The sequence below is a fragment of the Paracoccus sp. S4493 genome (assembly GCF_000967735.1).
In the GTDB taxonomy this organism is placed as follows: domain Bacteria; phylum Pseudomonadota; class Alphaproteobacteria; order Rhodobacterales; family Rhodobacteraceae; genus Paracoccus; species Paracoccus marcusii.
The window spans coordinates 13,711-27,449 of sequence record NZ_JXYF01000078.1 but is presented as its reverse complement, the minus strand read 5'-3'; the positions used below and the strand labels follow the sequence as shown (position 1 = coordinate 27,449).

The window sequence follows — 13,739 nt, the reverse complement described above, 5'->3', positions numbered from 1 at the left end:
GTCTGGGCACCCTGCAGGACGACCCTAGACCATGCCCGCCCCCGTGACTGCCCTGACTGAATTCCAGCGCCTTGAGGCGCAGGGCTCGTGGCGCGAGACGCCCGAATCACGGCTGCGCGAGGTCATCGTCTCGGTGGGCGCCGCGACTCTGACGATGATGGACCCGAAATCGGACCGTCCTCTGTCGCACTGGTCGCTGCCTGCGGTGACGCGGATCAATCCGGGTCAACTGCCCGCGATCTATACCCCAAACGGTCAGGCACCCGACGAGACCGTCGAGATCGATGATCCGCTGATGATCGAGGGGATCGAACGCGTCCAACGAGCCATCGCCGTTCACCGTGCCGTGCCGGGCCGCCTGCGGGGCGTCGTCACGGTGCTGGGCGCTGTCACCATGCTGGCTGCCCTGACGTTCTGGCTGCCCGACGCGCTGATCCGCCATGCGGCCCGGATCGCTCCCCCCGCGCAGGCGCGAACAATCGGCTTGGCCGTGCTGGCCGATCTGGAGCACAGCGCCGGTGCCGTCTGCCGTCGGCGGTCGGGCCAGCAGGTGCTGGACTGGATCGCACCCCAGCTGATCGGCGACCAGGCCTTGGTGCAGGTCGTGCCCGCGCCGCTGAACGGGGCGCGTCGCCTGCCGGGTGATCTTTATGTGCTGGGCAACGACCTGCTGGCCACCACCCCCGGGCCCGAAGCCTCTGCCGGTCACCTGATCGCCGCCCGTCTGGCGGTCGAGGATAAGCAGGCGACGCTGGATGCGCTGCGGCATGCGGGGCTGATGAACGCACTGCGCCTGATGACGCTTGGGACTCTGTCGCGCGACGCGATGCAGGGCTATGGAGAGACGCTGCTGTCGCAATCTTTGCCCCGGCCTGACCTCGCCGCCCTGCCCCCTGCCTTCGCGGAACGCGGGCTGTCGACCGAACCCTATGCGCGCAGCATCGATCCGACCGGCGCCGCCGTCCTGCCACTGATCGAGGCCGACCCCATCCGTCAGGGAACCACGCCTGCCCGCCTGCTGACCGACGAACAGTGGCTTGCGCTGCAGCAGATCTGCGCGGGCTGACGCCCCCTTAGACGAACTGTTCGCGCAGCAGGCGTTCATCCAGCCCGTGGCCCGGATCGAACAGCAGGCGGTGACGGATGTCGTCGGCGCTGCGGATTTCGACCTGCGTCACGTGGCGAACAGAACGGCTGTCGGCATCGGCCATGACGGGGCGGCGGTCAGCATTCAGCACCTCGATCACCACGGATGCGCCCTTGGGCAGCAGCGCCCCCCGCCAACGGCGCGGACGGAAAGGCGCAATGGCGGTCAGGGCCAGCACCTCCGACCCGATCGGCAGGATCGGCCCGTGCGCGGAGTAGTTATAGGCCGTGGATCCCGCCGGAGTGGAGACCAGCGCACCGTCGCAGACCAGTTCCTCCATCCGCAACCGCCCGTCGACATTGATGCGCAGCTTAGCGGCCTGCGGCCCCTCGCGCAGCAGGCTGACCTCATTGATCGCCAAGGCCTCGGTGCAGGTGCCGTCGGCACAGGTGGCGCGCATGCGCAGCGGGTTGATGACGGTCTCCTCGGCCAGGGCAAGGCGGTCGGTCAGGTCCTCCTGGGCATAAGCGTTCATCAGGAACCCCACCGTGCCACGGTTCATGCCATAGACCGGCAGCCCCCGACCCTGCGTCGCGTGCAGGGTCTGCAGCATGAACCCGTCCCCGCCCAGGGCCACCACGACGTCGGCCTCCGCCAGCGGGGCCTGGCCATAGCGCGCCGTCAGCACGGACAGGGCCGCCCGGGCGGTCTCGGCGTGGCTTGCGGTGAAATGCACGTTGCGCGTCATCGGCCGTCCTGTCCCCTGATGGACCTGCACCATCACGCGCGACAGACATGATGACAAGCGCATTCCGCAGCGCGTCGCAACGGGCGGGATGCGGGTCGTTTTGTCACTTTCGGCATGCGCGACGTTGCGTTAAAAGACGCAAACTCAAGCCGCCCCAGCCCAAAAAGGACGAAAGACCGATGAACGCACCGACCCGCGACAACGGCTTCTTCACCGAAACCCTGGCCAGCCGTGACCCCGACATTGCCAAGGCGATCACCCAGGAACTGGGCCGCCAGCGCGACGAGATCGAGCTGATCGCTTCCGAGAACATCGTCAGCCGAGCCGTGATGGAGGCTCAGGGGTCTGTCCTGACCAACAAGTATGCCGAGGGCTATCCGGGCAAGCGCTATTACGGCGGCTGCCAGTATGTCGACATCGCCGAGAACCTGGCGATCGAGCGTGCCAAGCAGCTGTTCGGCTGCGAATACGCCAATGTCCAGCCCAACAGCGGCAGCCAGATGAACCAGGCCGTGTTCCTGGCGCTGCTGCAGCCGGGCGACACGTTCATGGGCCTAGACCTGAATTCGGGCGGTCACCTGACGCACGGATCGCCGGTCAACATGTCGGGCAAGTGGTTCAACGTCGTCAGCTATGGCGTGCGTGCGCAGGACCATCAGCTGGACATGGACGCGATCGCCGAAAGCGCCCGCCAGCACAAACCCAAGCTGATCATCGCGGGCGGCACCGCCTACAGCCGCAGCTGGGACTGGGCCGCCTTCCGCGCCATCGCGGATGAGGTCGGCGCCTATCTGATGGTGGACATGGCCCATATCGCGGGCTTGGTCGCGGGCGGCGCACATGCCTCGCCCGTCCCGCATGCCCATGTCGTCACCTCGACCACGCACAAGTCGCTGCGCGGTCCCCGGGGCGGCCTGATCCTGACCAACGACGCGGACATCGCCAAGAAGATCAACAGCGCCGTGTTCCCCGGCCTGCAGGGCGGCCCGCTGATGCACGTGATCGCCGCCAAGGCGGTGGCCTTTGGCGAAGCGCTGCGCCCCGAGTTCAAGACCTATGCCCAGCAGGTCGTCAAGAACGCCGCCGCCATGGCGGACGAGCTGATGAAGGGCGGCATCGACATCGTGTCGGGCGGCACCGACAACCACCTGTGCCTGGCCGACTTGCGCCCCAAGGGCGTGACCGGCAAGGCGACCGAGGCCGCCTTGGGCCGTGCGCACATCACCTGCAACAAGAACGGCGTGCCGTTCGACCCTGAAAAACCGTTCGTGACCTCGGGCATCCGTCTTGGCGCGCCCGCAGGCACCACCCGCGGCTTCGCCGAGCCCGAGTTCCGCCAGATCGCCCGCTGGATCGTCGAGGTCGTCGACGGCCTGGCCGCCAATGGCGAGGAGGGCAATGCCGCGGTCGAGGAAAAGGTCCGCGCCGAGGTCAGCCAGCTCTGCACCCGCTTCCCGCTGTACCAGGGCATGTGATCGCCCGACATCGGTGACCTGTACGCCCCGCCGCGCCCCCGCGCGGCGGGGTTTTCCGTTTGTGCCATTTGCGCATCCTGCAGTTTCGCGTCATGGTTTGCGCGGACATTTAGGGATGAGGACAGATGACACCACCCAATCGCCCCCAAGCCGAACCGCGCTGGAGCCTGGTCGGCCCAGGCTTGGTCGTGGCCGCAACCGGCGTCGGCGCGGCCGACCTGATCGCCACGACTGTCGCGGGCAGCAAATACGGCTATGCCCTGCTGTGGGCCGTCGTTGCGGGCTGCATCATGAAGATCGTGCTGGTCGAGGGTGCCGGCCGCTACAGCCTGGCCACCGGCAACACCATCTTCGAGGGATGGAGCACGCTTGGCAAATGGACCAGCTGGTATTTCGGCCCCTACATCGTGATCTGGGGCTTTGTCTATGGCGCGGCGGCAATGGCCGGGACGGGACTGGCGCTGACCTCGCTGATGCCGTTCCTAGGCGTTCCGGCCTGGGGCATCCTGTCGGGCCTGCTGGGCCTGGCGCTGGTCTGGTCGGGCCGCTACGACCTGTTCGAACGGGTGCTGACCGCGATGGTCATCCTGATGTTCATCGCCGTGGTCCTGGCGGCCGCAGCCACCCTGCCCAACCTTGGCGAGGTCCTGACCGGCCTTGCCCCGATGATCCCGGATGGCGCGATGATCAACGTCCTGTCCGTCGCGGGCGGCGTCGGTGGCACGATCACGCTGGCGGCCTATGGCTACTGGCTGCGCGAGAAGGGCTGGGACAGCCCGCGCTTCATGTCGGTCATGCGCATCGACAACGCGGTCGCCTATCTGGTGACCGGCCTGTTCGTCGTGGCGACGCTGATCGTTGGGGCGGAACTGCTCTACTCAGCGGGCATCGCCATCGGCGGCGGTGATCAGGGCATGGTCGACCTGTCCCGCGTCCTGGGTGAACGCTATGGCCCTTGGCTCAGCAAGCTGTTCCTGATCGGGTTTTTCGCGGCATCATTCAGCTCGCTGATCGGGGTGTGGAACGGGGTCAGCCTGATGTTTGCGGATTTCATGGGCCATGTGCAGGGCAAGCCGCACGCCCATCCCGACCGCCTGGCGGGCGGGCGCTACTATCGCGCCTACATCGTCTGGCTGACCATCCCGCCCATGGCGATGCTGTTCCTGGGCCAGCCGGTGCTGCTGATCCTGGCCTATGGCGTGCTGGGCGCGCTGTTCATGCCGTTCATGTCGGTCACGCTGCTGTGGATCCTGAACACCGACCGCGTACCCGCCGAATGGCGCAACAAGCCGCTGACCAACATCCTGCTGGTGCTGTGCACGCTGGCCTTTGCCGCACTGGCGGTCGATCAGCTGCGCAGCTCCATCATGCGGCTGTTCTAGGACTGCCAGGCGGGCTTGCGCCTGTCGAAGAAGGCCGAGATCCCCTCGGGGGCTTCGGCGCCTTGCCAGACAGCGACCAGGCGGTCGATGCTGTCCTCGATGACGGCGGCGTCGATGCGCGGACCAAGCGCGCGGCACTGCGCCTTGGCCGCCGCGACCGCCCCCGGTGCCGCCTGCAGGAAGGGGGCCACCTCGGCCTCCACCGCCGCATCCAGATCCGCCGCTGCGACCCGGCGCGACACCAGGTTCAGGTCCACGGCCTCCCCGGCATCGAACAGACGGGCCGAAAAGAACACCCGCCGCGCCGCGGGCTCGCCCATGCGGGCCAGCACATAGGGGCCGATGGTCGCGGGTATCAGGCCCAGCCTGACCTCGGTCAGCCCGAACCGCGCCGTGTCGGCGGCCACGACGATGTCGCTGACCGCCATCATGCCCACGCCCCCGCCAAAGGCATTGCCCTGAACCCGTGCGATCAGCGGCTTGGGCAGCAGGTTCAGCGCAGAGAGCATCCCGGCCAGCGCTTGCGCCCCCTCGCGCCGCGTGGCGTCATCCGCGGCCATCTGCTCGCGCATCCAGCCCAGATCACCGCCCGCGCAGAAACTGCCGCCTTCGGCCGCCAGCACCACCACGCGCACGGACGCATCCGCGCCCAGATCGGCTGCAGCCTGGGTCAGCTCGTCCATCATCGGGCGGGACAGGGCGTTGTGCTTTTCCGCACGCGTCAGCCACAAAGTCGCCACGCCACGGTCGTCGCGGTCGATGCGGATGGTGTCAGGCATCGGGGGCCTCCCTCAGGGCGCAGGCCATGGCGGCGGCGCGGGTGATGATTTCCATGTCCAGTCCATGCGCAAAGCCGCGCGCGTCCAGGTGCCGGGCCAGCGCCTCGGTCGCGACATTGCCCGCTGCACCCGGCGCATAGGGGCAACCGCCCAGGCCGCCGACCGCGGCGTCGAACACCCGCAACCCGCGCTCCAGGCTGACATCCACATTCTGCAGCGCCCGCCCGGCGGTATCGTGGTAATGCCCTGCTAAGCGGTTGGCGGGCAGTTCCTCCAGCACGGCGGCCAGCATGGCGTCGATGGTTTCGGGGCGGCCCTGCCCGATCGTGTCGCCCAGGCTGATCTGCTGACAGCCCATGTCGCGCAGGGCTGCCGCCACGCGGGCCACGGCGGCTGGGGCCACCGGCCCGTCGAACGGGCAGTCGGTCACCACGCTGACATAGCCGCGCAGGGTGACGCCATCGGCACGCGCCTGTGCCGCGACCGGTGCCATGCGTGCCAAGCTGTTGGCGATGCTGGCGTTCAGGTTTGCCCGGCTGAACCCCTCCGAGGCGCTGGCAAAGACCGCAACCGTGTCGGCCCGTGCCGCCCGTGCCGCCTGATAGCCGCGCAGGTTCGGCGTCAGCACCGCATAGCGCGTGCCGGGGCGGCGGGTGATGCCCGCCATCACCTCGGCCCCGTCCGCCATCTGGGGCACCCAGGCCGCGGGGACGAAACTGGTGACCTCGATGTCGTCAAAGCCCGCCTGGCTCAGCAGGTCGACCAGGGCGATCTTTTCGGCGGTGGGGATCAGCCGCTTCTCGTTCTGCAGGCCGTCGCGGGGGCCCATCTCGAAGATCTGGACGCGCTCAGCCATCGACTGGCTCCAGCCGGATGAGGGGGGCGCCGGCCTCGACCTGATCGCCGGCCTGGGCCAGAACCTCGGCCACCACGCCATCGGCGGCGGCGGTCAGGCTGTGCTCCATCTTCATGGCCTCCAGCACGGCCAGCCGGTCGCCCGCCGAAACGGCCTGGCCCGCCGTCACATGGACCGCCTTGACAAGTCCCGGCATCGGCGACCGGGTCACCCCGTCCCCCGTTCCGTCGGCCGCCTTGCGCGCCAGCGGGTCCAGCGGGGTCAGGTGCACCCCGCGGCCGCCAAAGACACCGACGCCCGCCGGGTGGGTCACGACGCGGTGGCGGCAGGGCTGCCCGTCAACCCACCAGCGCCCTGACTGCCAGCGGACCTCATGCGCGCGGTCCAGCGTGACGCGCGCCGCACCCGGCCCGGTCACCTCAAGAACCGCCTGACCGCCCTCCCACGCGATGGTGCGGCGCAGCGGTTGCCACAGGGTCGCGCCGCCGCGAATGTCGGGATTGGCCAGACCGGCCAGCCCGATGACGCCCAGAACCAAGGCGGCGCGGTCCTCGGCCCCGCCATCCAGCAGAGACGGCAGGTCACGGGCGATCAGCCCGGTGTCGACCTCGCCGCGCCTGAAGCCCTCATGCCGGGACAGGGCGATCAGGAAGTCCAGGTTGGTGACCGACCCCGCGACCTCGGTATCGACCAGCGCCTGTTCCAGCGCGCGCAGCGCGATGGCGCGGGTCGCACCCCACGTGACCACCTTTGCGATCATCGGGTCGTACCACGGGCTGATCGTATCGCCCGGACGTACACCCGTCTCGATCCGGGCACCGTCGGGAAAGCGCAGATGGGACAGCCGGCCGGTAGCAGGCAGAAAGCCTGCGGGCACATCTTCGGCATACAGTCGTGCCTCAAAAGCGTGGCCGGCAGTTACGATCAAACGCTGTTCACGGGGAAGCGGCTCTCCGCTGGCCACGCGCAGCTGCCATTCGACCAGGTCGATGCCGGTCACGGCCTCGGTCACGGGGTGTTCGACCTGCAGGCGGGTGTTCATCTCCATGAACCAAAACCCGTCGGGCCGCAGCCCATCCGCGCCGTCCACGATGAACTCGATCGTGCCCGCCCCGGCATAGCCGATGGCCTCGGCCGCGCGCACCGCCGCACCGCCCATCGCGGCCCGCATCTCGGGCGTCATGCCGGGGGCCGGGGCCTCCTCGATGACCTTCTGGTGGCGGCGCTGCAGACTGCAGTCGCGTTCATAAAGATGCACGGCGCGGGTGCCGTCGCCGAAGACCTGTACCTCGATATGGCGCGGCTGCAGGATGTATTTCTCGATCAGCACGGCGGGGTTGCCGAAAGCGCCCTGCGCCTCGGACCGCGCGCTTTCCAGCGCATCGGCAAAGGCCGAGGGGTCGTCCACGCGCCGCATGCCCTTGCCGCCGCCCCCCGCCACCGCCTTGATCAGCACCGGATAGCCGATCCGCGCGGCCTCGGCGGCCAGATGGTCCGGGTCCTGATCCGCGCCGTGATAGCCGGGCACGACCGGCACGCCCGCCTTCTCCATCAGCGCCTTGGCCGCGTCCTTGAGGCCCATCGCCCGGATCGCCGCCGCCGATGGCCCGATGAAGACCAGCCCCGCGGCCACCACCGCATCGACGAAGTCGGGGTTCTCGGACAGGAAGCCATAGCCCGGATGGATGGCCTGCGCACCCGTGGCCTTGGCCGCCGCGATGACCCTGTCGCCCCGCAGATAGCTTTCGGCGGGGGCCGGGCCGCCCAGATGCACGGCCTGATCGGCCATCTGCACATGGCGCGCATCACGGTCGGCGTCGGAATAGACCGCGACCGTCGCCACGCCCAAGCGGCGGCAGGTGTCGATGACGCGGCAGGCGATCTCGCCCCGGTTGGCGATCAGGATCTTGTCGAACATGTCGTGCCCCTCACATGCGGAACAGGCCGAACCGCGTCGGCTGGATGGGTGCGTTCAGGCTGGCGCGCAGCGACAGGGCCAGGATGTCGCGCGATTGGCGCGGATCGATGATCCCGTCGTCCCACAGCCTTGCGGAAGCATAGAGGGGATGGGACTGGCGCTCGAACATCTCGACTGTGGGGCGCTTGAACTCGGCCTCGTCCTCGGGCGACCACTGGCCGCCGGCACGTTCGATGCCGTCGCGGCGGACGGTGGCCAGGACGCCCGCGGCCTGTTCGCCGCCCATCACGCTGATGCGGCTGTTGGGCCAGGTCCACAGGAAGCGCGGGGAATAGGCCCGCCCTGCCATGCCGTAATTGCCCGCGCCAAAGCTGCCCCCGACCAGCATGGTGATCTTGGGCACATTGGTGGTGGCGACCGCTGTAACCATCTTGGCGCCGTGGCGGGCGATGCCCTCGTTCTCGTATTTGCGGCCGACCATGAAGCCGGTGATGTTCTGCAGGAACACCAGCGGAATGTTGCGGGTGCTGCACAGTTCGATGAAATGCGCGCCCTTCTGTGCGGCCTCTGAAAACAGCACGCCGTTGTTGGCGATGATGCCCACCGGGCAGCCGTCGACATGGGCAAAGCCCGTGACCAACGTCTCGCCGAAGCGGGCCTTGAACTCGTCAAAGCGGCTTCCGTCGACGATGCGGGCGATGACCTCGCGGATGTCATAGGGGGTGCGCAGGTCGGCCGGCACCACGCCCAGGATCTCCTCGGGGTCATAGGCGGGCGGTTCCGGCGACTGCCAGACGACGGTGTCGGGACGGCGGCGGTTCAGGTTGGCGATGGCGCGGCGGGCCTGGGCCAGCGCGTGGGCGTCGTCCTCGGCCAGGTAATCGGCCACGCCGGACAGGCGGGTGTGCACGTCACCGCCGCCCAGATCCTCGGACGTGACCACCTCGCCGGTGGCGGCCTTGACCAGCGGCGGACCGGCCAGAAAGATCGTCCCCTGGCCGCGCACGATGATCGTCACGTCGGACATGGCGGGAACATAGGCGCCGCCCGCGGTGCAGGACCCCATGACGACGGCGATCTGCGGGATGCCCTTGGCGCTCATCCGGGCCTGGTTGAAGAAGATGCGGCCGAAATGGTCGCGGTCGGGAAACACCTCGTCCTGGTTGGGCAGATTCGCGCCGCCGCTGTCGACCAGATAGACGCAGGGCAGGCCGCATTCCTCGGCGATCTCCTGGGCGCGCAGGTGCTTCTTGACCGTCATCGGGTAATAGGTGCCGCCCTTGACCGTCGCGTCATTGGCGACGACCATCACGTCCTGGCCATGCACCCGCCCGACCCCGGCGATGACCCCCGCACAGGGCGCGGCCCCGTCGTACAGGCCATGCGCGGCCAGCGCGCCGATCTCCAGGAACGGGCTGCCGGGGTCCAGAAGGTTCGCCACCCGTTCCCGCGGGGGCATCTTGCCGCGGCTGACATGGCGCTCCAGCGCCTTGGGGCCACCGCCGGCGATGGCAGCCTCCGCGGCCTCGCGGGCGGTCTCCAGCAGGGCCAGATGCGCGGTGCGGTTGGCGCGGAACCCCTCGGACGAAGGCAGCGCGGTCGAGGTCAGTTTCATCGTGTGGTCTCCTCGGCCAGGTCCAGATCGCGCAGCGCGCGACGCATGACCTTGCCGGTCACGGTCATGGGCAGGGCATCCAGAAAGGCGATCTCTCGGGGATAGGAATGGACGGCCGACCGGCTGCGGGCATGGGCCTGCAGGTCGGCCGCAAGGTCGGGCGACGGTACATGGCCAGGCCGCAGCACGACGTAAGCCTTGACGATTTCGGTACGCAGCGCGCAGGGCTTGCCGACCACGGCGACCTGCGCCACGGCAGGATGGCGCAGCAGGCAGTCCTCGACCTCGGATGGCCCGATGCGGTACCCGGCCGAGGTAATGACGTCGTCGTCGCGTCCGACGAACTGGACATGGCCGTCCCGGATGACGCCCCGGTCGCCGGTCACCAGCCAGTCGCCGCGGAACTTGGCTGCCGTGGCCTGCGGGTTCCGCCAGTATTCCAGCATCATGCTGCCGGCGCCGCGGCGGATGGCGATGTCGGCCTCGGCATCGGTGCGCCGGCCCTGCGCGTCGATCACCGCCAGTTCGAACCCGGGCACCGCGCGCCCGATGGCGCCGGGACGGGCCGGAAACATCGCGCCGCTGCCCGATGCGACCATGTTGCATTCGGTCTGACCATAGAATTCGTTGATCTGCAGGCCGAATGCCTCCCGGCCCCAGTCCAGCATGGGGGCGCCAAGCGTCTCTCCGCCCGATGCGACGCTGCGCAGGCCGGGCAGGCGCACCCCCGCGACCTTGAGCATCCTCAGCGCGGTGGGCGGCAGGAACACGTTGCGGATGCCACAGTCGCGGATCAGGCCCGCGACGGCATGCGGATCGAACTTGGCCATCGGGGTGGCGACCACTGGCACGCCAAGCGCAAGCCCCGGCATCGCCACGTCGAACAGACCGCCGATCCAGGCCCAGTCCGCGGGCGTCCAGATGACGTCGCCCGGCTGGCCCAGCAGGTCGTGGCTCATCTCGACCCCCGGCAGGTGACCGGTCAGCATGCGATGCCCGTGCAACGCGCCCTTGGGCGTGCCTGTCGTCCCCGAAGTATAGATGATCACCGCCGGGTCTTCCGGCCCGGTGTCGCGCGTGGCGAAGGGCCCGGCATCGGGCAGGCCGTCCTCGGGGACGATCACCCGCAGATGGGGGAACGGGGCCAGCATCCGGCGCCCTTGGGCGTCGGTGATGACGGTCGAGATACCCGCATCGCGCAAACGCAGGTCCAGCGCATCCGGGCCGAACAGCTTGAACAGCGGGACAGAGATCGCGGCCGATTTCCACACCGCCAGATGCGCGGCCGCCGTCCAGGACGATTGCGTGCGCAGGATGCCGATCCGGTCGCCGCGATCGGCCCCAAGCGCATGGGCCAGCGCATCGGTCATTGCCGCCAGCGTGGCGAAGGTCACCGGGTGCGGGGCGCCGTCATGGTCGATGATCGCCACCCGGTCCGGTGCATGGGCCAGGCACTGGTCGGCCATGTTCAGCCGCGCGGGGTACTGCCAGCGGAAATCCCGGCACAGCCGCGCGTGGTCCGCGTGATGCAGCAGGCGTGCCATCTCAGGGGCCTTCGCGCAGATAGCCGTCCAGCTGGTTCGCCTGACGCGCGGTCAGGGTCAGCGCGCATTGCGCGGCTGCGGGCCCCGCGCCGGTGCCGCCGCCCCATCGCGTCGCCTCGTATTCGCAGGCGGCGTCGCGGAAGGCGATCCAGGCGCGCTGCATGTCACGCAGGGCGCCCGCCTGACGCGGACCCGCGGCGTCCATGCTGTCCAGTTCCGCATCGCCTGCCTCGGCCCGCGTCATCACCTCGCCATAGGCGGTGTTCAGGCGATCGTCCCACCAGTCGCGTTCGGCGCCCAGGCAGAACCCCATGCCGACCGTGCTGGACCCGCCCTCGCCCTCCATGCAGGCATTCGCGGCCAGGCCCGCGCAGCTGTCGGGCGCCGCATCGCTGTCAAGGCAGGCCAGCACCGGCGCGGGATCAAAGGACGGCGCGTCCTGCGCCATCGCCGGGGCGGCCATCAGCGCCAACACGACCAGGATGCGCATCAGACCAGCCCCATCAGTTCGCGCCCGATCAGCATGCGGCGGATCTCGCTGGTGCCGGCCCCGATCTCCATCAGCTTGGCGTCGCGGAACAGGCGGCTGACGACGCTGTCGGACAGGAACCCGGCCCCGCCAAGCGCCTGCACGGCCTGATGCGCCTGCACCATCGCCTGTTCGCTGGCATACAGAACCGCACCCGCCGCGTCCTGCCGCGTGACCTTGCCCGCGTCGCAGGCCCGCGCGACCTCGTAGACATAGGCGCGGGCGGTGTTCAGCGCGACATACATGTCGGCAATCTTGCCCTGCATCAGCTGGAACGACCCCACCGGCTGGCCGAACTGCTTGCGTTCCGCCACATAGGGCAGGACCTGATCCAGGCAGGCCGCCATGATACCGGTGCCGATGCCGGCCAGAACCACCCTCTCGTAGTCCAGGCCCGACATCAGCACCCGAACGCCCCGGCCCTCCTCGCCCAGGACGTTCTCGAACGGGATCTCGACATTGTCGAAGATCAACTCGCCCGTGTTCGATCCGCGCATCCCCAGCTTGTCGAAATGCGGGCTGGTGGTGAAACCGGCCATGTCGCGTTCGACGATGAATGCCGTGATGCCCTTCGACCCGGCCTCGGGGTCGGTCTTGGCATAGACCACCAGCGTCTGCGCGTCGGGCGCGTTGGTGATCCAGTACTTGCTGCCGTTCAGCACATAGCGGTCGTTCTTCTTCTCGGCGCGCAGGCGCATTGCGACGACGTCGCTGCCTGCGCTTTCCTCGGACATGGCCAGGGCACCAACGGCCTTGCCACTGCACAGGTCGGGCAGGTATTTCGCACGCTGCGCATCGGTGCCGTTCAGCTTGATCTGGTTCACGCACAGGTTCGAATGCGCGCCATAGGACAGGCTGATCGACGCGCTGGCCCGCGCGATCTCCTCGACCGCGATCACATGCGCCAGATAGCCCATGCCCGACCCGCCGTACTGTTCATCCACCGTGATGCCCAGCAGGCCCAGATCGCCCATCTCGGTCCACAGCTGGTTGGGAAAGGCGTTGGTGCGGTCGGTTTCGGCCGCCAGGGGCGCGACGCGATCGGTGGCCCATCCGTGGACCATCTCGCGCAGCGCGTTCACATCCTCGCCCAGATCGAATTCCATGCCCCGCGTGAACATCGCGATCCCCCCTCCCCGGTTATTGAACGCTTGTTCATTTCCATAGCGCAGGCCGCGCCCGCCCGTCAAGCAGGCTGCGCCGGTTGGGCCGATGCGTCAAGCGCGGGGCTTGTCCCTGCCCGCCCGACGCGCCAAAGGAGGGCGATGCGACTGATGATTCTGCGCCATGCCCCCAGTCTTGCCGACGGCCTGCTGGCCGGCCGGCGCGACGTGCCTGCCGATTGCGGCGATGCTGCCGCATTCGCGCGCCAGGCGGCCCGCCTGCGTCCCGCCCAGGTCATCGCCAGCCCGGCGCTGCGCTGTCGTCAGACGGCCACCGCCCTGGGGCTTGTGCCCGACAGGCTGGAGCCCGCGCTGTGGGAACAGGACCTGGGCGCGTGGGAGGGGATGGACCCCTTGCACCTGCCCGACCTTGGTTGCCTGCCCCTCGATGCCCTGGCCCGCCACCGCCCCGACGGCGGTGAAAGCTTCGATGACATGGCCGCGCGGGTGATCCCGGTCCTGCAGGCACTGCAGCGGGACACGGTGATCGTGGCGCATGCGGGCACTGTGCGCGCGGCACTGTCCATGGTGGTCGGGCCCGCCGCCCTGTCCTTCGCGGTGGCGCCCCTGTCGCTGACCGTGCTGCAGCGCGCCGGTGCCGATTGGGCGGTGCAGACCGTCAACCTCTGCGCAGGAGACTAGG

General features: G+C 68.9%; 12 protein-coding genes. 4 read left to right on the top strand and 8 right to left on the bottom strand.

The window, feature by feature from the left end; translation table 11 throughout:
* Positions 1-43: 43 nt before the first annotated feature.
* A complete protein-coding gene (locus TW83_RS12080) occupies positions 44-1,066 on the top strand; it encodes a hypothetical protein (protein ID WP_045983051.1) in 1,023 nt (340 codons plus the stop codon).
* 7 nt (positions 1,067-1,073) lie between these two features.
* Here TW83_RS12080 and TW83_RS12075 read toward each other — a convergent pair whose 3' ends face one another.
* Positions 1,074-1,898 (bottom strand): NAD kinase, encoded by an 825-nt coding sequence (locus tag TW83_RS12075; RefSeq protein ID WP_084697431.1) that lies wholly within the window; start codon positions 1,896-1,898, stop codon positions 1,074-1,076.
* 116 nt (positions 1,899-2,014) lie between these two features.
* Between TW83_RS12075 and glyA the strand changes: the two genes are divergently transcribed.
* Both glyA and TW83_RS12065 read left to right on the top strand, forming a co-directional pair.
* Entirely contained in the window at positions 2,015-3,310 is a 1,296-nt protein-coding gene (gene glyA / locus TW83_RS12070) for a serine hydroxymethyltransferase (protein WP_045983028.1), read from the top strand.
* Positions 3,311-3,435: 125 nt separating this feature from the next.
* The gene (locus tag TW83_RS12065) at positions 3,436-4,692 is read left to right on the top strand and encodes an Nramp family divalent metal transporter (protein WP_045983027.1); all 1,257 of its coding nucleotides are present in this window, start codon (positions 3,436-3,438) and stop codon (positions 4,690-4,692) included.
* Here the strand turns inward: TW83_RS12065 and TW83_RS12060 are convergent.
* The 7 genes from TW83_RS12060 to TW83_RS12030 are packed head-to-tail and all read right to left on the bottom strand — an operon-like array spanning position 4,689 to position 13,054.
* Positions 4,689-5,471 (bottom strand): crotonase/enoyl-CoA hydratase family protein, encoded by a 783-nt coding sequence (locus tag TW83_RS12060; protein ID WP_045983026.1) that lies wholly within the window; start codon positions 5,469-5,471, stop codon positions 4,689-4,691. The genes TW83_RS12065 and TW83_RS12060 overlap by 4 nt on opposite strands.
* Complete coding sequence (locus TW83_RS12055; RefSeq protein ID WP_045983025.1) at positions 5,464-6,327, bottom strand: hydroxymethylglutaryl-CoA lyase; 864 nt, start codon at positions 6,325-6,327, stop codon at positions 5,464-5,466. Before TW83_RS12055 ends, TW83_RS12060 begins: the two co-directional genes overlap by 8 nt.
* Positions 6,320-8,245, bottom strand: coding sequence for a biotin carboxylase N-terminal domain-containing protein (locus TW83_RS12050; protein WP_045983024.1), 1,926 nt, complete (start codon positions 8,243-8,245; stop codon positions 6,320-6,322). The genes TW83_RS12055 and TW83_RS12050 overlap by 8 nt, the downstream gene beginning before the upstream one ends.
* A gap of 10 nt (positions 8,246-8,255) precedes the next feature.
* Positions 8,256-9,860: a carboxyl transferase domain-containing protein gene (locus TW83_RS12045; protein WP_045983023.1), complete on the bottom strand. Its 1,605-nt coding sequence runs from the start codon at positions 9,858-9,860 to the stop codon at positions 8,256-8,258.
* Positions 9,857-11,404 (bottom strand): AMP-binding protein, encoded by a 1,548-nt coding sequence (locus tag TW83_RS12040; RefSeq protein ID WP_045983022.1) that lies wholly within the window; start codon positions 11,402-11,404, stop codon positions 9,857-9,859. Before TW83_RS12040 ends, TW83_RS12045 begins: the two co-directional genes overlap by 4 nt.
* A 1-nt stretch (position 11,405) precedes the next feature.
* Positions 11,406-11,894, bottom strand: a complete 489-nt coding sequence (locus TW83_RS12035) for a lysozyme inhibitor LprI family protein (RefSeq protein ID WP_045983021.1) — start codon at positions 11,892-11,894, stop codon at positions 11,406-11,408.
* Positions 11,894-13,054: an isovaleryl-CoA dehydrogenase gene (locus tag TW83_RS12030; RefSeq protein ID WP_045983020.1), complete on the bottom strand. Its 1,161-nt coding sequence runs from the start codon at positions 13,052-13,054 to the stop codon at positions 11,894-11,896. Before TW83_RS12030 ends, TW83_RS12035 begins: the two co-directional genes overlap by 1 nt.
* Positions 13,055-13,198: 144 nt before the next feature.
* Here TW83_RS12030 and TW83_RS12025 point away from each other — a divergent pair, with 144 nt between their 5' ends.
* On the top strand, positions 13,199-13,738 hold the full coding sequence (locus TW83_RS12025) for a histidine phosphatase family protein (RefSeq protein WP_045983019.1): 540 nt from the start codon (positions 13,199-13,201) through the stop codon (positions 13,736-13,738).
* Position 13,739 lies beyond the last annotated feature (1 nt).